A 20916-nucleotide genomic window follows, 5' to 3' on the forward strand; every position below is an offset into this window, starting at 1 on the left:
CGATGTCAGGGCTTGGCGAGCTGCCAGACCTTGTTGAAGCCGTCGCCGCTGCGGTCGCCGGGCTTCTGGTCCTTGGCCCAGAAATACAGCGGCTTGCCCTTGTAGGCCCACTGGCGGGCACCGTCGTCGCGGGTGATGACGGTCCAGTCGCCGCTGGCGGCCGCACCGGCGGCCGCGGCCAGCGGCGGCCAGTTGGCGGCGCAGGGGCCGTTGCAAACGCTCTTGCCGCTGCCGGCGGCGTCCTTGTCGAAGGTGTAGAGCGTCATGCCGTTGGCGCCGACGAAGACGCCGTCGGCCACGTTGGCAGGGGCCGGCGGCGTGGACGCGCAGGCGGTAACGATCAGCAGCGCCGCGGCGGCGCTCAGAAGGCGGAGGTTCATGTCGGAGCCCGAAAGAGTTGAAGGGACATGACGGTAAACACGCGGGGGCCACCAACTATTCCATGCCGCCAGAATGCCGGCCATGACCGCGCCGCCGCCGCCCCTGGACAAGCCCCCGTCCGCGCCGAAATCCGCGCCCCAGAGGGCCATGGAAAAGCTCGGCCTCGTGCGCGACATCGACCTGGCCCTGCATCTGCCGATGCGCTACGAGGACGAGACGCGGCTGACCCCCATCGCCGCGCTGCGCGAGGGCGAGCCGGCGCAAGTGGAAGGCGTCGTCGTCGACTGCCAGGTCGAGCTGCGCAGCCGCCGCCAGCTGCTGGTGCGGCTGAAGGACGACTCGGGCACGCTGCTGCTGCGCTTCCTGCACTTCTACCCGTCGCAGCAGAAGCAGATGTCGGCCGCAGCCCGGCTGCGCGTGCGCGGCGAGGCGCGCGTGGGCTTCTTCGGCCGCGAGATGGTGCACCCGGTCGTCAAGGTGGTGGACGACGGCACGCCGCTGGCCACGTCCCTCACCCCCGTCTACCCCGCCTCGGCCCAGCTGCCCCAGGCCTATCTGCGCAAGGCCGTGGCCTCGGGTCTGGCGCGGGCCGACCTGCGCGAGATCCTGCCGGCCGGCGTCGTGCCGCGCGGGCTGCCGACGCTGAAGGACGCGTTGAACTACCTGCACCACCCGCCGCCGGACGCCTCGCAGGACGCGCTGCACGAGCACCATCATCCGGCCTGGCACCGCCTCAAGTTCGAGGAGCTGCTGGCCCAGCAGCTGTCGCAGCTGCAGGCCCAGCGCGAGCGGGCGCTGCTGGTGGCCCCCGCCCTGCGCACGCGGCCGGGCGGCCTGCACGAGAAGCTGCTGGCCGCCCTGCCCTTCGAGCTGACCGGTGCGCAACGGCGCGTGTCGGAGGAGATCGCACAGGACCTGGCCCGCCCCCAGCCCACCCACCGCCTGCTGCAGGGCGACGTGGGCTCGGGCAAGACGGTGGTGGCCGCGCTGGCCGCGGCGGTGGCCATCGACGCCGGTTGGCAGTGCGCGCTGATGGCGCCCACCGAGATCCTGGCTGAGCAGCATTTCCGCAAGCTGGTGCAGTGGCTGGAGCCGCTGGGGCTGAAGGTGGCCTGGATCACCGGCAGCGTGAAGGGCAAGGCCCGCCAGGCCATGCTGGACGCGGCCGCCTCGGGCGAGGCCCAGCTCGTCATCGGCACCCATGCTGTCATCGAGGACAAGGTGCGCTTCGCCCGGCTGGGCCTGGCCATCATCGACGAGCAGCACCGCTTCGGCGTCGCACAGCGGCTGGCGCTGCGCAACAAGCTCAAGGCGATGGACCTCGAACCTCATCTGCTGATGATGAGCGCCACGCCGATTCCCCGCACGCTGGCGATGACCTACTTCGCCGACCTGGACGTCTCCACCATCGACGAGCTGCCACCCGGCCGCAGCCCCATCGTGACCAAGCTGTTCACCGAGTCCAAGCGCCACGACGTCATCGACAAGATCCGCGGCGCGGTGGCCGACGGCGCCCAGGTCTACTGGGTCTGCCCGCTGGTGGAGGAAAGCGAGGCGGTGGACCTGCGCAACGCCACCGAGACGCACGCCGAGCTGAGCGCGACGCTGGCCGGCACGAACGTGGGCCTGCTGCACGGCCGCATGTCGCCGGCCGACAAGGCCGCCGTCATGGCCCAGTTCTCCAGCGGCGCGATGAGCGTGCTGGTGGCCACCACCGTCATCGAGGTGGGCGTGGACGTGCCCAACGCCAGCCTGATGGTGATCGAGCATGCCGAGCGCTTCGGCCTGGCGCAGCTGCACCAGCTGCGCGGCCGCGTGGGGCGGGGGGCGAAGGCGAGTGTGTGCGTGCTGATCTACAGCCCGCCGCTGTCCGACACCGGCAAGTCGCGCCTGAAGGCCATGGCCGAGACGACCGACGGCTTCGAGATCGCGCGCCGCGACCTGGACATCCGCGGCCCGGGCGAGTTCATGGGCTCGCGCCAGAGCGGCGCCGAGCTGCTGCGGTTTGCCGACCTGCAGGAGGACGCACCGCTGCTGGTGGCCGCGCGCCGTCTGGCCCCCGAGCTGCTGGACCGCGACCCCGCCGCCGCCGCCGCGCAGGTGAGGCGCTGGCTGGGGACGAAGGCGGAATACCTGAAGGCCTGATCAGCGCTGCACGCGGCGGGCCAGCGGGTCGCCGAACACCTTGAAGGCCAGCCAGCTGGCGTCGCCGCTGGCCATCGAAGCCTGCCGGGCCGCCAGCGATGCGGCGGCCAGTGTGCTGCCGTCCAGCAGCGAATCGTAGAAGGCCGTGGCGAACGCGTTCGACGCCCGGTCACGCACCGGCCACGACGCGCCGACGACGGCGCCCGCGCCGCGGTCGATCAGACGCCTCGGCCAGCCCCCCCAGGCCGTGAGGCTCAGGCCCATGCGCCCGGCCGCGCAGGCGTTCAGGAACACGAGGGGCCGGCGCGCCTCCAGCCGGGCCACGCTGCCCAGCATGCGCGCGCTAATCCCGACGGGGCTGACGCGCCCCTTGACCAGCTCGTCCGTGATGTAGAGCGTCGCCTCGTCGATCTGGCCCTGCTCGGCGTCGCCATGGCAGGCCAGATGCAGCACGTCATAGGTCGGATGCTCCAGAGCCTCGGCCAGGGCGTCGAAGTCGGCGGGAATGCGCGTCGGCGCGATCTGGCGCTTCGGCAGCTCCTGCGTGAAGTAGGCGACGTCCTCGACCACGTCGTCCGCCGGGTTGTTCGGGTAGGTCGCGGCCAGGTAGCTCCAGTGGTCGAGTGCCAGTTCACGCACCGCACCGCGCCCGCTCAGCCAGCGCACGAGCCCATGCTCGCCGAGGTAGCGGTCGTCGTCGCTCGTGCGCCCCGGGTCGTGCAGCCTGAGCAGCTCCCAGGGCACGTAGGGCTCCCAGGACATAAGGCGGATGGTGCCGGCGCGCTCGCGCTCGCGCCACAGCAGCTGGCGCAGCTCGGCGGGCAGCAGCTGGGTGCACAGATCCTCGGCGCTGGCTCGCAGCTCGGCGTCGAAGGTCCGGGCCTGCAGCGGGCTGCGCAGCACCTTGTTCGACAGCCGTTCGTAGGTGCGCTGGACAAAAGCCAGCTCCGACGCCGCCGCGCCGCCGTCGCGGTCCAGCAGCGGCGCGGACAGGAACTCGGCGTGATCCAGGTCCAGCGCCTTGCTCGTCACGCGGTAGCGGTAGCGCCGCTCGGCACCGGCCGTGACAGGCTCGACGTCCAGCCACAGCATGGGGGGCTCCGCCGCGCTGCCCCTGGGCGCGCCGGCCGCCTGGGCGCTGGCGCGCGGCAGCACCAGCGCGCCGACATGCACCCACAGGCGCAGCTGGCCCAGCTCGCGGCCATCCTGGCGGAAGACAACCGCCAGCTCGGTCGTACCTTCACGCAAGGCGCGGATCTCGAAGGCCCCGGGTTCCGGCTGATCGCCCTGCGGGACGGCCAGGCGCAGCAATTTCGGCCCTGTCACCTCGATCGCGTCGCCCAGCACGCTCAGCAGCACCGTCACGGGCCTGGCGGTGCTGGCCGAGGTCTTCAGCCCCGGCACGCCCGGCAACACGGGGCCGCGGCGCGCGATGAAGACCTCCACGATGTCCTCGCCGCCCTGGCGCATCGACTGCGGTGCCTTGGCCTGCAGCCACACGGAGGCCTGGAAGTCGTCCGAAGCGGGCACGGGTGCCACCGGCCGGGCGATCTCGGGCGGCGCCAAGGGCGCCATCGGCGCCTCGCGGGTCGTGCCGCCGAAGCGGCCCGCCGCGGGCGCGGCGCACTCGATCACGTCGACCGGCTGCTGGGTCTCGTTCAGCACGACGCACCGCGTGCCCGAGCCCTGCACGAAACCGGCGGCCGGCCGGCCCCAGCGGTCCGTCACCGGGCTCGCCGGCTGCCGCCCGAGGTCCAGCGCCTGTGCCAGCGTGGCCGCGTCGAACGAGGCATCTCCTCCGGCCAGCAGTTTCAGGAGCTCGTGCACGCGCCAGGCATGGAGCTGGCTCGCTGCGTCGCCGGCGCCCTCGCTCACGACGACAAGCCAGGCAGTCACCGGCAGCCGCTGCAGCAGCCGGCGCGCGGCGGCGCCGCTTTGCCGCGCCGACAGGGCGTGCACCGCCGCCATCAGCGCTGCCCCACCACGCCCACGGCGTCGGCAATCGGCTGCACGCCTTCGCCCGCCACCTCGACGCGATACGACCCCGCCGGCAGCGGCGCGAAGCGGGTCACGTAGTCGCCGTCGTCGCGATCGGCCAGGCGAGCGGCGGCCACCTGCAGACCACTCGTGCTGTCGATGACGCGGGCCTCCAGCAGGCGTCCCGGCTGGTCGGCGCCCACGCGCAGGGGCAGGGGCTCGTCGCCGAACAGCATGTCCGGCATCTCCAGCGACAGCGGTGCGCGCCCATCCGTGGCCAGGTATTTGCCCAGGTTGATCGACAGCCCAGTGATGACGCCTTCGACATGGTCCAGCACCGCATCGCTGTTCTGCAGCGCACCGTGCAGCGCCGCCGTGTACATGGCCCCGGCGCCGCTGCCGTCCTCCGGTGGCAAAGCCGCCACGCGGGGCACCGTGCCGTCGCCCGTCAGGTCCTCGCCGCCGAGATGCTGGTGCGCCACCAACTGCCCGCCGTGCAGGCGCGCCGACTGCAGCGTGGCCTGCGTGATGCCGACGACGGGGAACAGCGCATAGCCCCGCGGCCGGCTCTCTGCAGCGGCGCGGATCTCGGCATGGAAGGCCAGGGCGGCGGCGGCCCGCGCGGCGTCGACATGCGGCAGCCCCTGGACCTCGCCGGCGCGCTGCGCCGGGCCGTCGCTGCGGGTGAGCACGGGATAGATGGGCAGCAGCTGATAGACCGACGTGCAGCTGCGCACGAACTGCGTCAACGCGCCGAGCGCGACGGAGCCCATGCGCAGACCGTTGGCCAGCACGTCCAGCGCCTTGGGTGCGCCGCGATAAGGCGTGCCGAAGGTGATGAGGGCGCGCGTGACCTCGGCCCCCTTGAGCACATGCAGGTAGTGGCGGGCGACAAGACCGCCCATCGAATGCGCCAGCAGGATCAGCCGCGCATTCGGGTGCCCGGCGCCGCGCCAGCGCCGCAGCCATTCGCCGGCCAGCCGCGCCAGCCGACGCGCGGAGCTGCGGTTGCTGCGCCGCCAGTCGTAGGGGAAGTGGAAGTAGTTCTCGCCGTAGGTGACGTCAAAGCGCGACTCGATCCGCTCGCACAGCCGGCTGTAGCCGTCGATCTTCCAGAACCCCGGCAGCAGATGGAGGTCGGGCAGCAGCTGGCTCGCGTGGATGCCGTCGTCCAGCATCTCGCGCTCGTCGTCGTCGTCCTGCAGCATCAGCCCCTGCGCGATCGCCTCGCCGCCGGTCCACAGCGCCCGCGCGATGCCGCCCGGGGTGAAGCCCCAGACGACCTCGTCCCCCTTCTTCAGCACGCTGCCCATGATGCCGGGCAGCACGACGATCACGTCCGTCATCGGGTGTTTGGTCATGGCGTCTGCATCCTCTTCAACCCCAGTCGCCCACCAGCATGAACGGCGCCCAGTAGTAGGGCGCATCGAACACCGGCTGCCCGGCGCCCATGCCTTGTGCCGCGGCCAAGACGGCCAGGCGCTCCGCATCGGCGTCGCCCAGCAGCGACTGCCATTCGCCCAGCGTGCGCCGCCGCAGCGCCAGCGCGGCCTGGCGCAGCGCCTGCGCCTTGCGCCAGCGCGGCGCGGGCTGCAGCAAGGCGTCGTAATAGCCGTCGACGAGCAACCGCGTCGACAGGTCATCGACGCGCCACAGGCTGGCCAGCACGGCGGCCGCGCCGGCGAACAGGAAGCTGCGCACCAGGCCGCTGGGCTCGTCGCCGGACTGCACCTGCGTGCGCCCGCTGACGCAGGCACTCAGCACCACGAGCTCGGCGGCAATGCGTCGCTTGCGCACCTCCTCGGCGCTCAGCCAGCCCGAGGCGGCGTCATCGGGCGCGAGCTGCAGGCCGGTGCGCTCCGGATCGTCGGCATCGAAGGCGGCATGGCAGGCCAGGTGCAGCACGTCGAGCGTGCCGCCCGCGGCGGCGAGGGCGGTGTCCAGCGCCTGCACCGTGGCCAGCGGCCCCAGCAGCGCCTGCGCCCCGAAGCGGGCCGCCACGGCACCGGCCTCGGCGCGGGCGTCGGCGAGATCGCCAGCGGTGTCACCCAGCACGATGGCCTGCCGGTAGCCGCCACGGCGTCGCGAGCGGCACACGCCCATCACCGAGGCACTCGGCGAGTAGACGACTGGATGGCGTTCCAGCAGCGCGCGGCCATCGTGCAGCAGGGCCGCGTGCAGCGGCAGCTGGTGCATGGGCCCCCAGGGCACGATCCAGAGCAGGTCCTCGTCGCGCGCGATCTCGGCCGCGGGTGCCAGCAGAGCCGTCAACGTGGCCTGCGGCTCGGGGGCCGGCGCGTGGTGCAGCCAGGGCGCCGACTCGGCAAGCTCATTCAAGTCCGCCACCGTGACATCCAGCGCAAAGGGTTGCGCCGCCGCCATGCCGGCGCGCCAGGCCCAGCAGACGAGGCTGCCGTTCAGCCCGTAGTACTCCAGCAGGACGACGGCGGGCGAATCAGTCATCGAGCAGTGCTCCGATCTGCGCCGCGTCGAGCACCTGGCCCAGCGCGTCGGTCCGCGCGGCCAGGACGGCGGCGTCCATGCGCTGGTCCAGCCGCTCGATCGCGGCGTTCACGTCGGAGATGGCTTCGTCCAGCCGCGCGGGCGACATGGTGCGGCGCCCGCCGACGCTGGTCTGCGTGAGCGCCAGCGACGGGTCGAGCACCTGCAGCTCAGCCAGCCTCGCCGCATCGACATAGCCGATGCCGTAGCGCTGCATCTCCGCGTCCAGCTGGCGCAGCAGCCGCCGCCGGTCCTGCGCCGCAGTGCGGGCCTGCACGAGCGCGACGGCGGCGGGCGGCACGACGGGTACGTCGCTGGCCAGGCGGTCCAGCGACTCGCGGGCGCGGGTGCGTTCGACGAGGGACAGCGCCTGCATCGAGTCGTCGCGAAGAATGGCGAACTCGATGGCCAGGTTGAACACGGCGCCGAAGCGCGCATACCAGGTGCGGCGCGGCTCGGCGGCGCGCAGCGTGGCGCCGAACCCTTCGGTTAGGCGGATTGCCGCCATCGCCTGCCGCCAGGCTTCGTCGAGCTGGCCCTGCTCCTGCGCCAACCGGGCCCGCAGCACATGCCAGCCGATGCGGTCGATGACGCTCAGCCCGACCAGCGACGCCAGCTCGCGCATGCTGAGTTCGCGCGCCTCGTCCAGCCGGTCGAGCTCGATCAACAACTGGGCAAGGTTGGCGGCGACCACGCGCAGCCGCGAGGGATCGGCGCTGCGCGCGAACTCCATGGCCTGCAAATAGGCCTCGATCGACTCGTCCTTGCGGTCCAGCGCGTGCAGCAACGAGCCGCGAAGATTGGCCAGCGCGGCCTGGTGGCGTGTCTGCGCCATCGGCACCAGGCGCTCGGCGAGCTCGAGCGCCCGTGCCGGCTCGCCGTTGTCGCGCAGCCGGGCCGCGAGGTTGATGAAGCCTTGCAGGTAGTTGGGGTTGGGTTGCGCTTCCAGGTCCGGGCTGCGGTCCAGGACGTCCAGGAACTCCTCCCTGCGGCCCAGCCGCCCCAGTACATCCAGGCGCATCAGCTCGCTGCTGATCATCAGTTCCATCGAGAACAGCGGATACAGCAGCCGGTATTCCTGCTCCAGGACGAAGGCCGACGAGCCGCGCTGCTCCGACTCGCTGCGCTGTGACTGCGCCTGCTCCTGCAGCACGCCGGAAGCCGGGCTGTTGATCAGCTGCAGCAGCATACGCACGCTCTCAAGATGGTCGAGCGCGCTCTGCAGTTCGAAGACGCGCAGCAGGTTGTCGGCCAGGTACGAGTCGCAATGGCCGGCGCACACCGGCCAGCCCTGGGCCAGAAAGTCTTCCTTGAGTTGCCGCAGCGCCGGCACCGACCGCGAGTACTGGCGCTGGTTGCCCCAGGTCACCGCTTCGTCCAGGCGCACCAGCAGGTCGCGCAACCCGGGGCATGCCGCATCGAGCGGCTCGCCCACCTCGGCCAGATGAATCAGCGGCACGACGAACAGCGGCGTCGGCGCCAGCCGGTCGATCAGCCAGCGCAGCAGCGGCAGCGCATCCGCCGCGGCAGGTTGCGCCGTGGCAGCGCGTGACAGGTCGTTGATCGCATCGCGGATGCGCAACGGGCTCAGGGCGTCGTTCCAGGCGGCTTCGCGCGGGTCGATGCTGGCCGTCAGCAGGAGCTTGCCGCGGCGGTACAGCAGGAAGGCGACGTCCGGATCGCGTTCCAGCAGCCAGTTGTACTCGTCCAGCGCGATGCTGCAGCGCAAGGCCGTGTCGGCCGCGACGGCGCGCAGGCTGTGCGCGGCGGGCAGGTCCGGCGCGCCATCGAGCACCCGCTGCATCAGGTCCATCACGGCCTCCGCGTACTCGGGATGCACGGACATCGGCGCGACCAGCTCGATGGCTTCGCCGACCTGCGCGAGCCTTACCGCGTCGCCTGCCGCGGCCAGGCGGGCCTGGGCATCCGCTGGATTGCGGCCGACGGCGGCCAGGCGCGCCGCCCGCGCATCGGCGGCATCGCCGGCCGCCTCCAGCAGCTCGGCCTTGCGCAGCAAGGCCAGGGCAGCCGTGGCATCGTCGCTCTCGCGCTCGACGCGCTCCAGGTCGCGCAGCGCCGCCTCCCTGCGCCCCAGACCGGCGCAAAGCATCGCCCGCTGGAACAGCGCGAAGTCGAGCTGGTCGCGCAGCGGCGGCGCCCGCTGGTACGCGCGCCGGGAGATGTCCTGCGATTCGCCGGCTTCGGCAGGAGCCTGCGCGGCACCGCGCTGCTCGAGCATGAGGATGAGCCGGCCCAGGTCGTCGATGGCGTCGCCGGGACGATCCATGGCGCGGTAGATGCTCACGCGGAAATCGCGGTACTTCAGGTCCTCGGGCGCGAGTTCGATCGCCCGATTCACGGCGGCAAGCGCCGCTTCGGCCTGGTCCATCGCCAGCAGCGCGCCGGCCAGGTTGGCATGGGCCGACGCGTTGTGCGGGTCCGCGGCGGCAAGCGCCCGCCAGGCGCGCTCCGCCTCGCGCGGCAGTGCCTCGCGCTCGGCGGCCGACAGCTCGGCGTCTTGCAGCAACGTCATGGCGCTCAGGCCCAGGAAGCGCAGCGCGGCAGCATCGTCCGGCGCCCAGTGCAGCCAGCCGCCAGCGAGCTGGCGGGCGAGGCGGCTGTCCTCGCGGTGGTAGTAGACATGCCCCGTCAGCCAGCCCAGCTGCTGCGCGAAGGCTTCGTCAGGCGGCGCGGCGAAGCCATGGGGGTCGGCGCCTGTGCGCCGCGCCGCGAGCTGCGAGGCCTGCAAGGCGTAGGTGATCGCGGCGTCCAGGTCGGCCGGCGCGCCGTCGGCACCGGACAGCATCAGCGCGATGAGGTTCAGCAGCGCCCACAACTCGGCGTTGGTCGAGCCCGCGTCGCGGCTGGCGCGCCTGACCTGGGTGAGGGCCTGCAGGCCGATCTCCGACTGGCCGTCGGCCAGAGCCTGCTCGGCGAGCAGGTTGGCGGCGTTGATCAGCGCGCCGAGACGGTCGTGCCGGCCCGCCGTCCAGGCCTGCCACTCGACGGCGAAGTTCGCTTGCGCGTCACGCAGGGCTGACATGGCGCGCGGCACGAGGCCATCGGCCCTGGACGCACAGGCGCGGCACGCAGATGGCAGTGAGGCAGGCGGGTTTCATGCCGGTCGATGATGGCACAGCCGCCTGCGCTTGGCTTCCTCAGCAATAGGGGCGCAGCTGGGGCCGCAGGCCCGCAGCGTTCACTTGCAGGTGAAGCTCTTGGCGTTCACTTCCTTCACATTGCCGGCACCGCAGGTGGCCAGGGCCTGCTCGCTCATCTTGGCGACCGCATTCGTGTCGGGCGGCACATGGCTGGGCGAAGCGAACACGCAGGCGCTGAGCAGGGCGGCAGCGGCCAGGGCGAGGGCGGCGGAGGCGATGCGGGTCATGGGTCGTCGTCGTCGGAGTTGAAGAAGGCCGCAGCCTAGGCGAGCCGCCTCAAGGTGTCGCGCAGCCTGCGACGAGCTGCACGACGGCAGGGTCAGGCTGCAGCGGCGCCCGACACGCCGAGGCAGACGCCCAGGTCACGGGCCGTGGCCAGCGTGTCGCCGTCCAGCGGCACGGCCTTCATGCGGCCGGCCACCTCGACCAGCGGCACGGGGCGCACGTCGCGGCCGTCCAGCGCCACCATGACGCCGCTCTGGCCGGCCTCCAGCGCCCGCACGGCGGCGGCGCCGAAGCGCAGTGCCGCGACGCGGTCGAAGGCGGTCGGGCTGCCGCCGCGCAGCAGATGCCCGAGCACGACGCAGCGCGCGTCCTTGCCCGTCAACCGCGCCAGCGCCTGGGCCACCTGCTCACCCATGCCGCCCAGGCGCTCGGCATGGCCGGCCTCGGCAGGCGCACACAGCGCGCGCACGCCGTCGCGGGGGTAGGCGCCCTCGGCGACGACGACGATGGAGTAGGCCAGGCCCTGGGCCTCGCGCCGGGCAATCAGGTCTGCCACCGGGGCCAGGTCGAAGGGCAGCTCGGGCAGCAGGATGGCGTGGGCGCCGCCGGCCAGGCCGGCGTGCAGCGCGATCCAGCCGGCGTAGCGGCCCATGACCTCCACGGCGATGACGCGGTGATGGCTGGCGGCCGTCGTGTGCAGGCGGTCGATGCACTCGCTGGCGAAGCCGACGGCGGTGTCGAAGCCGAAGGTCATGACCGTGCCGTCGAGGTCGTTGTCGATGGTCTTGGGCACACCGACGACGCGCAGCCCGCGCTGGGCCAGGCGGTGGGCGATGGCGAGCGACCCGTCGCCGCCGACGGCCACCAGCGCGTCGATGCGCTCGCGGGCCAGTGCGTCTAGCAGGTCCTGCGAACGGTCGACCTGCGCCACGCTGCCGTCGGCCCGCGGGGTGGGGAAGGCGAAGGGGTCGCCCTTGTTGGTGGAGCCCAGCAGCGTGCCGCCCAACGCGGCGATGCCTTCGACGCGTTCGCGCGTCAGCTCGATGCAGCCCTCGCCCGGGCGGTAGCGCTCGGGGCGCAGCAGGCCGTCGTAGCCGTCGCGGATGCCGCTGCAGGTCCAGCCACGCTGCAGCGCGGCGCGCGTGACGGCCTGGATGACGGCGTTCAGCCCGGGCGCATCGCCGCCGCCGGTGGTGATGGCGATGCGGCGGATGGGAGGAAGCGGGGAGGCCATGGGCGCGAGTCTGCCACCCCGCGGCCCCTCACCGGGCGGCCGCCAAGAAGCCCTTGACCTCGCCGACCAGCCAGTCGGCGTCGTCCCACATGAGGAAGTGATAGCCGCGCTGGCTCATGGACAGCTTGGCGCCGCTCAGGCCGGCGTACTGGACCTCGAAGATCTTCCGGGTGCTTTCCAGCGTCGAGCCCATGGGCTCGAAGGCCGCCCAGGCGCCGAGCACCAGGGTGGGCGCGGTGATCTTCGACAGCAGCGGGCGCAGGTCGTCGCCCCACAGCTCGGACATGGCCTGGGCCGAGGTGGCGCGATCGCTGGCCAGGCTCCAGCCGTAGACGCGCTCGTTGTTGGCCGGGTTGCGGCTCATGCCCATGGTTCCTTGGCGGGCGCCGGCTTCCCACTGCTCCTTGCTGGCGCCCAGCATCTGCTGGCGCATGGCGACGGCCGCGCCCTTGGCGGCCTCGGGCGTCATGCCGCGCAGGCCGGCCAGGAAGGGCAGCGAATCGACGATGACGAGGCGCTCGATGCGGGCGGGTTTGTCGATCGCCATCTGCAGGGCCAGCACGCCGCCCAGGCTGTGGCCCATGACGACGGGCTTGTCGAGCTTGCGGTCGTCCAGGTAGGCCAGCAGGCGGTCGCGCATGCCACCCAGGAAGTCGTCCGTCGTCACCGCCGGCGCGCCCGCGAAGCCGGGCAGTTGCACGATGTGGCATTGCACGGCGGGCTGCAGCGCGGCGCAGGTCTCGGTCCAAGTGGCGGCGGCGCTGTTCAGGCCCGGAATCATCAGCACCGGACGGCCGCTGCCGACGACCTCGACCTGCAGACCGCGGAACTCGACCGGCGCGGCCTGGCTGTTGCTCACGTGCAGGGCGGTGGCGATGGCCACGGCGGCGCCGAAGAGGCCCATCCAGGAACGGTTGCGACGCGACATGCTTGTCTCTCCATCAGGGTTGCGATGGCGGGCATGTTGCCGCCGTTCCCGCGGGTCGCGGCGCCCGGATGACAAACGGCGAGCCAGGCGGACGAATGGCCAGCCGACGGGGTGGACGGCGCCCTACTTCAGGCGCTGCATCCAGTAGATCAGCACCTCGGTGCGCGGCTCGATGTCCGTCGGGCTGTAGGTGTAGGTCGGCACGACGTTGATGGCATCCATCGTGTTCAGGCCCGAGATGATGCGGCCGAAGACGGCATAGCCCGGGTTGGCGGCGTTCTGGTAGTCCAGGCTGGTGTTGTCGTTGACGTTGAAGAAGAACTGGCTGGTGGCCGAGTCGGCATCGCTGCGCCGGGCCATGGCGAGGGTGCCGCGCAGGTTGGACAGGCCGTTGTTGCTCTCCAGCCTGATGGGGGCGTAGAGCGGCGTCTTCGTCACCATGCCGCTGGTGTAGCCGCCACCCTGGATGACGAAGTCGCGGTCGACGCGGTGGATCAGCGTGTTCGTGTAGAAGCCCGCGGCGACGTATTTGTAGAAGTTGGCAACGGTCTGCGGGGAATAGCTGTCGTAGAGCTCGACGACGATCTCGCCGCTGCTCGTCAGCATGCAGACCGTGCCCCATTTGCTCGCCGCCGACGCGGCCAGGCCGGCCGGGCTGCAGGACAGCGTGGGCGGGTTGGGATTGGGATTGGGGCGCGGATATTGCGTGCCTCCGCCGCCGCCACCGCCACCGCCTCCGCCGCCACCACCACCACCGATGTCGACCTCGACGCCGCCGCCACAGGCACTGAGCAGGGCGGCCATGCCGACGGCGGCAAGGAGACTCAGAAGGCGGGTGGGCAGGCGCATGGGCTTCTCCGGTGGCGAACGGCTTGCTGGTCTCAACGCCAGCCTTCGCGCGCTGTTGACTCTGCTTACAAGCCTTTACGTGCGCTGGCTATAGTCCGCGCCGCCCGCCACGAGCGGACCTTTGTTCCACCCTTTGGTCGTTCCCCCATGCCCCTGCTCAGCACCCGCCGCTCCGCCCTTCTGCTCGCCTCCAGCGCGCTCATCGCCAGTCTCGGTCTCGCCGCCTGTGGCGGTGGCGGCAGCAGCTCGGGCACGCCGTCCAACAGCAACGACGCCTATGGCTGGGCCGGCGTCACGGCGCTGAAGATCGTTGACACCACGGTGGGCACGGGCGCGTCGGCCGAGACCGGCAAGACGGCCACGGTGACCTACGCCGGCTACCTGTACGACGTGCGCGTCGGCGACACCCGCGGCACCAAGTTCGACAGCGGCACGTTCTCGTTCAAGCTGGGCACCAATGCCGTCATCTCGGGCTTCGAGACCGGCGTCACGGGCATGAAGGTGGGCGGCAAGCGCACCGTCACCATCCCGGCCAGCCTGGGCTACGGCAGCACGGGCGCCGGCAACGGCGCCATCCCGCCCAACGCCGCCCTGGTGTTCGACATCGAGCTGACCGCCGTCAACTGAGTTCGATGTTGTCGATGAGCCGCGTGGTGCCCAGCCGCGCGGCGCCGAGTGCCACCAGGGGCTGGCCGTCGACGGCAGCCCCGAGGTCGTGCTGGCGGCGCAACGTCAGGTAATCGGGCGCCCAGCCGGCATCGCGCAGGGCCTGCATCGCGTCGGCCTCCAGGGCCGCCAGGTCGCGCTCGCCGGCCTGCCAGCGGGCGATCAGGGCCTTGAGGGTGCGTGACAGGCGCAGCGCCTCGACCTTCTCGGCTTCGCTCAGGTAGCCGTTGCGCGAGGACAGCGCCAGGCCCTCGGCGCTGCGGCGCGTCTCGCCGCCATGGATGGCGATGGGCAAGGCCATCTGCGCCGTCATGCGGCGCAGCACCATCAGCTGCTGGTAATCCTTCTTGCCGAAGACGGCCAGCGTCGGCTGCACGATGTTGAAGAGCTTGTGCACGACGGTGCACACGCCGGTGAAGAAGCCAGGGCGGAAATGGCCTTCGAGGATGTCGGCCAGCTCGGTGGGCGGCACCACCTTGTAGCCCTGCGGCTCGGGGTAGAGGGCCTTCTCGCTGGGCGCGAAGACGATGTCGCAGCCGGCACCCTCCAGCAGCTGGCAGTCGCGCTCCAAGGTGCGCGGGTAGGTGTCGAAGTCCTCGTGCGGCGCGAACTGCAACCGGTTGACGAAGATGCTGGCGACGACCGCGCCCGCCGGGCCGACCAGCTCGCGCGCCTGCGTCACGAGGGCCAGGTGGCCCTCGTGCAGATTCCCCATGGTCGGCACGAAGCCGCGCTGGCGCTGCGAAGCGAGGGCGTCGCGCAGCTCGGGAATGGTGTGGATGACCTGCATGTCAGAACCCGTGCACTTCGTTGACCGGGAAGGTCTTGGCCTTCACCTCGTCCACATAGCCCTTCACGGCGGCCAACACGGAGTCCTTGCCGGCCATGAAGTCCTTGACGAAGCGGGGCTTCCTGCCCGGTGTGATGTTGAGCATGTCGTGCAGCACCAGCACCTGGCCCGAGCAGCCCACGCCGGCGCCGATGCCGATGACGGGCACCGGCGAGGCGGACGTGATCTCGGCGGCCAGCGCGGCCGGCACCATCTCGTACAGCAGCATGGCCGCACCGGCCTCGACCAGCTCCATCGATTCGCGCTTGATGCGCGCCGCACCGGCCTCGTCGCGGCCCTGCACCTTGAAGCCGCCCAGCGCGTTCACCGTCTGCGGCGTGAAGCCGAGGTGGGCGCAGACCGGGATGCCACGTTCGGCGATGAAGCGCACGGTGTCGGCCGTCCAGCCGCCGCCTTCGAGCTTGACCATGTGGGCGCCGGCCTTCACCAGCGCCGCGGCGCTCTTCCACGCCTCTTCCTTGCTGACGTGATAGCTGTCGAAGGGCAGGTCGGCAATGATCCAGGCCCACTTGTGGCCGCGCGACACGCAGAAGGTGTGATAGACCATGTCCTCCAGGCTGACCGGCGCCGTGGAGCCGCGGCCCTGCAGCACATTGCCCAGCGAGTCGCCGATCAAGAGGATGTCCACGCCGGCCTCGTCCAGCAGGCTGGCGAAGGCCGCGTCGTAGCAGGTCAGCATGGCGATCTTCTCGCCGCTGGCGTGCATCTGCGCCAGGCGCGGCAGGGTCATGGGCTTGCGGTCTGCGGTCATGTGCTTCTCCGTAGAAACCCCGATGGGGCTGCCGAGGCGGCCGCAGTGTAGCGTTCGGCCCTATGACCCTGACCGAGCTCCGCTACATCGTCGCCGTCGCCCGCGAGCGCCATTTCGGCCGCGCGGCGGAGGCCTGCTTCGTGTCGCAGCCGACGCTGTCGGTCGCCATCAAGAAGCTGGAGGAAGAACTCGATCTGAAGATCTTCGAGCGCGGCGGCAGCGAAGTCAGCGTGACGCCGCTGGGCGAGGAGATCGTGCGCCAGGCCCAGTCGGTGCTGGACCAGGCCGGCGCCATCAAGGAGATCGCCAAGCGCGGCAAGGACCCGCTGGCCGGCGCGCTGCGCCTCGGGATCATCTACACGATCGGCCCGTACCTGCTGCCCGAGCTCGTCAAGCACACCATCGAGCAGTACCCGCAGATGCCGCTGATGCTGCAGGAGAACTTCACGGTGAAGCTGCTGGAGATGCTGCGCACCGGCGAGCTGGACTGCGCCATCATGGCCGAGCCCTTCCCCGACGCGGGCCTGGCCACGGCGGCCCTGTACGACGAACCCTTCGTCGTCGCGCTGCCCGCCACCCACCCGCTGGCCTCGCGCGAGGACATCTCCGCCGAGGAGCTCAAGCGCGAGACCATGCTGCTGCTGGGCACGGGCCATTGCTTCCGCGACCATGTACTGGAGGTCTGCCCCGAGTTTGCGCGCTTCTCCAGCGATGCCGAGGGCATACGCCGCAGCTTCGAGGGCTCGTCGCTGGAGACCATCAAGCACATGGTGGCCTCGGGCATGGGCGTGACCGTCGTGCCCCAGCTGTCGGTGCCCCGCGAGGCCCGGCCCTTCGCCCGGCCGCCCCAAGAACGGCAGCGCGCCCTCGGGGGACCGACCAGCTATTCGCTGGGCGTGGGAGCTGACATTGCGCACCTGCGCTTCGTGCCTTTCAGCGAGCCCATCCCGACGCGCCGCGTCGTGCTCGCCTGGCGGCGCAGCTTCACGCGCTACGAGGCCATCGCGGCGCTGCGCAACGCCATCTACGCCTGCCAGCTGGACGGCGTGACGCGGCTGAGCTGAGCGACCTCACCCACCCCTAACCCTGAACTCGCGCAGGACACTCGGCTTGCACGAACATCGGGCGCCGTCCGATGATGATTTTGGCTATTGTTAGATTAGTTCTATTTGAAACAAATGGTCGATAGTTGTCATTAAGCTTTGGCCTTCCCCCCGACACCAGGAGCCGACATGAGCGACCCGACCCCCGCCAAGCCCGCAGGCAAGTGCCCCTTCCACCACGCCGCCGGTGGCGGCACGACCAACCGGGACTGGTGGCCCGAGCAGCTGCGCGTGGACCTGCTGAACCAGCATTCGGCCAAGTCCAACCCGCTGGGCGAGGGCTTCGACTACGCCGCCGCCTTCAAGTCGCTGGACTACCGCGCGCTGAAGGCCGACCTCGTCAAGCTGATGACCGACAGCCAGGACTGGTGGCCGGCCGACTTCGGCCACTACGGCCCGCAGATGGTGCGCATGGCCTGGCACGCGGCCGGCACCTATCGCACCGTGGACGGCCGCGGTGGCGGCGGGCGCGGACAGCAGCGCTTCGCGCCGCTGAACTCCTGGCCCGACAACGTCAACATCGACAAGAGCCGCCGCCTGTTGTGGCCCATCAAGCAGAAGTACGGCCAGAAGATCTCCTGGGCCGACCTCTTCATCCTGGCCGGCAACGTGGCGCTGGAATCCATGGGCTTTCGCACCTTCGGTTTCGCCGGCGGCCGCGAGGACGTCTGGGAACCCGACCAGGACGTGAACTGGGGCGCCGAGACGAAATGGCTGGCCGACGACAAGCGCTTCCACGGCGACCGTGAGCTGGACAACAACCTCGCCGCCACCCACATGGGCCTGATCTATGTGAACCCGGAAGGCCCCAACGCCAGCGGCGACTACCTGGCTGCGGCCAAGGACATCCGCGCCACCTTCGGCCGCATGGCCATGGACGACGAGGAGATCGTCGCGCTGATTGCCGGCGGCCACACCTTCGGCAAGGCCCACGGCGCCGCGCCCGAGCACCACAAGGGCCCCGAGCCCGAGGGCGCCGGTATCGAGGCCCAGGGCCTGGGCTGGCACAGCGATTTCGGCAGCGGCCACGGCAAGGACACCATCTCCAGCGGCCTGGAAGTGACCTGGACCAAGACGCCGGCACTGTGGAGCAACGGCTTCTTCGAGCACCTGTTCAAGTACGAATGGGAGCTGACGAAGTCGCCCGCCGGCGCCAAGCAGTGGGTGGCCAAGGACGCCGAGGCCGTCATCCCCGACGCGCATGTGAAGGGCCTGTTCCACAAGCCCACCATGCTGACGACCGACCTGACGCTGCGCTTCGACCCCGAGTTCGGCAAGATCTCCAAGCGCTTCCGTGAAGACCCACAGGCCTTCGCCGAGGCCTTCGCCCGCGCCTGGTTCAAGCTGACCCACCGCGACATGGGCCCCAAGGCGCGCTACCTGGGCCCCGAGGTGCCCCAGGAAGACCTGATCTGGCAGGACCCGCTGCCCGCCGCGACGCTCAAGCCCACGGCGGCCGACATCGCCGCCGCCAAGGCCGCCATCGCAGCAGCCGGCCTGTCGGTCAGCGAGCTGGTGTCGGCGGCCTGGGCCTCGGCCTCCACCTTCCGCGGCGGCGACAAGCGCGGCGGCGCCAACGGCGCCCGCCTGGCACTGGCCCCGCAGAAGGACTGGGCGGTCAACCGCGGCGTCGCCAAGGCCGTGGCCACGCTGCAGGGCATCGCCGGCAGGCTGTCGCTGGCCGACGTCATCGTGCTGGCCGGCAGCGTCGGCATCGAGCAGGCCGCCAAGGCTGCGGGCGTGGCCGTCGAGGTGCCGTTCGCGCCGGGCCGGGTCGACGCGACCCAGGCCCAGACCGACGTCGAGTCCTTCGCCGTGCTCGAGCCGCTGGCCGACGGCTTCCGCAACTACCGCCCCAGCCCCATCGGCGCGCCGACCGAGGCCTTGCTGATCGACCGCGCCCAGCTGCTGACGCTGACCGCGCCCGAGCTGACCGTGCTGGTGGGGGGCCTGCGCGTGCTGGGCGCCAACTTCGACGGCGGCCCGCACGGCGTGTTCACCGACAGGCCCGGCACGCTGAGCAACGACTTCTTCGTCAACCTGCTCGACATGGCCACGGCCTGGAAGGCGGCTGACGCATCGGGCGAGATCTTCGAAGGGCGCGACCGCAAGACCGGCGCCGTGAAGTACAGCGGCACGCGGGCCGACCTGGTGTTCGGCTCCCACTCGGTGCTGCGCGCCTACGCCGAGGTCTACGCAAGCGCCGACGGGCAGGCGAAGTTCGTCGCCGACTTCGTCGCCGCGTGGACCAAGGTCATGAACCTGGATCGCTTCGACCTGGCCTGAAAGCGGGCCCGGGGGGCCTCAGCCGGCCAGCCGGAAGGCCCCCACCGCGGCCGCGAGGCGCTCGGCCTGCTGCTTGAGCGCCTCGGCCGCCGCCGCAGACTCCTCGACGAGGGCGGCGTTCTGCTGCGTCAGCTCGTCCAGGTGGCCGATGGCCGTGCTGACCTCGCTGATGCTGCCGCTCTGCTCGCGGCTGGCCGCGGCAATCTCCTGCATGATGCCCGTCACCTGGCCGACCGAGCCGACGATCTCGTTCATCGTCTCGCCGGCCTCGTTGACGAGGCGCGCGCCGCTCTCCACCCGCTCGACCGAGGCCGAGATCAGCGTCTTGATCTCCTTGGCCGCGTCGGCCGAGCGCTGCGCCAGCGAGCGCACCTCCGAAGCCACCACCGCGAAGCCACGGCCCTGCTCGCCAGCCCGCGCGGCTTCCACAGCGGCGTTCAGCGCCAGGATGTTGGTCTGGAAGGCAATACCGTCGATGACGCCGATGATGTCGGCGATGCGGCTGGAACTGCTGCTGATGTCCTGCATCGTGCTGACGACGCGCGACACCACGTCGCCGCCGCGCTGGGCCACCGTGGACGCCGCCGACACCAGCTGATTGGCCTGGGCCGCGCGCTCGGCGTTGAGCTTGACCGTGTCCGTCAGCTGCTCGGTGGAGCTGGAGGTCTGCTCCAGGCTGCTGGCTGTCTGCTCGGTGCGCGAGGACAGGTCCTGGTTGCCGACGGCGATTTCCTGCGAAGCCGTGCGCACCGACTCGCTGCTGTCGCGGATCTCGCGCAGCACGCCGCTGAGCTTCTCGACAAATGTGTTGAAGCTGCCGGCAATCTCGGCCAGCTCGTCCTCGCCGGCGGTGCTGACGCGCCGCGTCAGGTCGCCGTCGCCGGAGGCGATGTCCTGCATCACCTCGTTGAGCTGGGCCAGCCGGCGCAGGCGCTGCGCCACCAGGCCGCCGATGACCAGGCCGGCCAGCACCAGCACGACCGCCGCCGCCAGCAGCGAACTGACGGCCAGGCTGCGCAGGCCGGCGAGGGCCTCGGACCGGTTCAGCGCGATGACCAGCACCCAGTCCGTGCCCTTGACCTCGGCGGCCAGCAGCTCATGCGCCACACCGTCGACGTCGGCGGCCTCCAGCTTCGCGCCGGCGGCCAGCTGGCGCAACCGCTCGGCGGACAGGCCGGCCACGGCGTCCCTGGCCGGCGTGCCCCCGCGCTTGAGGTCGGGGTGGGCGATGAAGTTGCCGTCCTTGTCGGTCAGGAAGGCGAAGCTGCTGGGCGTCGGCCGGATGGACTTGACGATGTTGACGACGTTGTCGAGGAAGACGTCCCCCGCAGCCACGGCCGTCGCCTTGCCGCCCTCCTTCACCGCGACGGCGAAGGTCACCACCATGCGCTGCGTCGCGGCGTCCTTGTAGGGCGAGGTCAGCACCGGCCCGCTGGCGCCGGCGGCCAGCAGATACCAGGGCCGGCCGGTGGGGTCGTAGCCCTCGGGGAGCTGCTGCGGCGCGTTGAACAGAATCCGCTTGTCGGCGAAGGCGATGTAGCTGTTGTCGAAGCCGCCGGAGTCGTGGGCCTGCACGAGGAACTTGACCGCGTCGCCCTCGGGCACAGTGGCCACCGGCATCGTCGAGCGCACGACGGCGGCCTTGGAGGCCGCCCAGTCGGCGATCGCCTGGGCCTGGGCCTGGGCGAGCCCCAGCGTGTTCTGCTGCAGGTCACCGAGCACCCGGCTGCGCGCCGTCAGGTAGTTGGCCACGGCCAGGGCCAGCAGGCCCAGCATCATCGCGACGACGGCGAGCGCGACGAGCTGCGCGCGCAGGGACTTGAACTTCGCAAGCATGGCATCCCTCCAGAAGCCGGCT

Annotated in this window: 16 protein-coding genes; 4 read left to right on the forward strand and 12 right to left on the reverse strand. The window is 71.2% G+C overall.

All coding sequences use genetic code 11. The features are described from left to right. Window positions 1-5 precede the first annotated feature (5 nt). Entirely contained in the window at window positions 6-380 is a 375-nt protein-coding gene (locus AC07VX_RS05415; RefSeq protein ID WP_493162696.1) for a COG4315 family predicted lipoprotein, read from the reverse strand. 73 nt (window positions 381-453) lie between these two features. On the opposite strand from AC07VX_RS05415, the gene recG reads away from it, so the two are divergent. Continuing rightward, a complete protein-coding gene (recG, locus tag AC07VX_RS05420) occupies window positions 454-2526 on the forward strand; it encodes an ATP-dependent DNA helicase RecG (RefSeq protein ID WP_493183868.1) in 2073 nt (690 codons plus the stop codon). Here the strand turns inward: recG and AC07VX_RS05425 are convergent, their stop codons facing one another. From AC07VX_RS05425 to AC07VX_RS05460, 8 genes are all read right to left on the reverse strand, one after another. After that, window positions 2527-4494, reverse strand: coding sequence for a CHAT domain-containing protein (locus AC07VX_RS05425; RefSeq protein ID WP_493162693.1), 1968 nt, complete (start codon window positions 4492-4494; stop codon window positions 2527-2529). It lies immediately after the preceding gene. Then, the gene (locus tag AC07VX_RS05430) at window positions 4494-5864 is read right to left on the reverse strand and encodes an esterase/lipase family protein (protein ID WP_493162692.1); all 1371 of its coding nucleotides are present in this window, start codon (window positions 5862-5864) and stop codon (window positions 4494-4496) included. Before AC07VX_RS05430 ends, AC07VX_RS05425 begins: the two co-directional genes overlap by 1 nt. A 16-nt stretch (window positions 5865-5880) precedes the next feature. Continuing rightward, entirely contained in the window at window positions 5881-6966 is a 1086-nt protein-coding gene (locus tag AC07VX_RS05435) for a CHAT domain-containing protein (RefSeq protein ID WP_493162691.1), read from the reverse strand. Then, complete coding sequence (locus AC07VX_RS05440; protein ID WP_493162690.1) at window positions 6959-10048, reverse strand: hypothetical protein; 3090 nt, start codon at window positions 10046-10048, stop codon at window positions 6959-6961. Before AC07VX_RS05440 ends, AC07VX_RS05435 begins: the two co-directional genes overlap by 8 nt. A 156-nt stretch (window positions 10049-10204) precedes the next feature. Beyond that, window positions 10205-10393, reverse strand: coding sequence for a hypothetical protein (locus AC07VX_RS05445; RefSeq protein ID WP_493162689.1), 189 nt, complete (start codon window positions 10391-10393; stop codon window positions 10205-10207). A gap of 92 nt (window positions 10394-10485) precedes the next feature. Beyond that, window positions 10486-11625 (reverse strand): 6-phosphofructokinase, encoded by a 1140-nt coding sequence (locus tag AC07VX_RS05450; RefSeq protein ID WP_493162688.1) that lies wholly within the window; start codon window positions 11623-11625, stop codon window positions 10486-10488. 28 nt (window positions 11626-11653) lie between these two features. After that, window positions 11654-12553, reverse strand: coding sequence for an alpha/beta fold hydrolase (locus tag AC07VX_RS05455; protein ID WP_493162687.1), 900 nt, complete (start codon window positions 12551-12553; stop codon window positions 11654-11656). A 123-nt stretch (window positions 12554-12676) separates the two neighbouring features. After that, window positions 12677-13402 carry a peptidylprolyl isomerase gene (locus tag AC07VX_RS05460; protein WP_493162686.1) on the reverse strand — a complete coding sequence of 242 codons (726 nt, stop codon included), beginning with the start codon at window positions 13400-13402 and terminating at the stop codon, window positions 12677-12679. A 147-nt stretch (window positions 13403-13549) separates the two neighbouring features. Here AC07VX_RS05460 and AC07VX_RS05465 point away from each other — a divergent pair, with 147 nt between their 5' ends. Continuing rightward, window positions 13550-14029 (forward strand): FKBP-type peptidyl-prolyl cis-trans isomerase, encoded by a 480-nt coding sequence (locus tag AC07VX_RS05465; RefSeq protein WP_493162685.1) that lies wholly within the window; start codon window positions 13550-13552, stop codon window positions 14027-14029. On the opposite strand, the gene panC is transcribed toward AC07VX_RS05465, so the two are convergent. Continuing rightward, window positions 14022-14858, reverse strand: a complete 837-nt coding sequence (gene panC, locus AC07VX_RS05470; protein ID WP_493162684.1) for a pantoate--beta-alanine ligase — start codon at window positions 14856-14858, stop codon at window positions 14022-14024. The genes AC07VX_RS05465 and panC overlap by 8 nt on opposite strands. Window position 14859: 1 nt before the next feature. Further along, window positions 14860-15669 (reverse strand): 3-methyl-2-oxobutanoate hydroxymethyltransferase, encoded by an 810-nt coding sequence (gene panB, locus AC07VX_RS05475; RefSeq protein WP_493162683.1) that lies wholly within the window; start codon window positions 15667-15669, stop codon window positions 14860-14862. Between the two features lie 62 nt (window positions 15670-15731). Between panB and AC07VX_RS05480 the strand changes: the two genes are divergently transcribed. Continuing rightward, window positions 15732-16733 carry a hydrogen peroxide-inducible genes activator gene (locus AC07VX_RS05480; protein ID WP_493162682.1) on the forward strand — a complete coding sequence of 334 codons (1002 nt, stop codon included), beginning with the start codon at window positions 15732-15734 and terminating at the stop codon, window positions 16731-16733. A 168-nt stretch (window positions 16734-16901) separates the two neighbouring features. After that, window positions 16902-19058 carry a catalase/peroxidase HPI gene (gene katG, locus AC07VX_RS05485; protein WP_493162681.1) on the forward strand — a complete coding sequence of 719 codons (2157 nt, stop codon included), beginning with the start codon at window positions 16902-16904 and terminating at the stop codon, window positions 19056-19058. Between the two features lie 18 nt (window positions 19059-19076). Here katG and AC07VX_RS05490 read toward each other — a convergent pair whose 3' ends face one another. Beyond that, window positions 19077-20894 (reverse strand): methyl-accepting chemotaxis protein, encoded by a 1818-nt coding sequence (locus AC07VX_RS05490; RefSeq protein WP_493162680.1) that lies wholly within the window; start codon window positions 20892-20894, stop codon window positions 19077-19079. Window positions 20895-20916 lie beyond the last annotated feature (22 nt).

The sequence above is a fragment of the Roseateles sp. GW821-FHT03B02 genome (genome assembly GCF_059421025.1).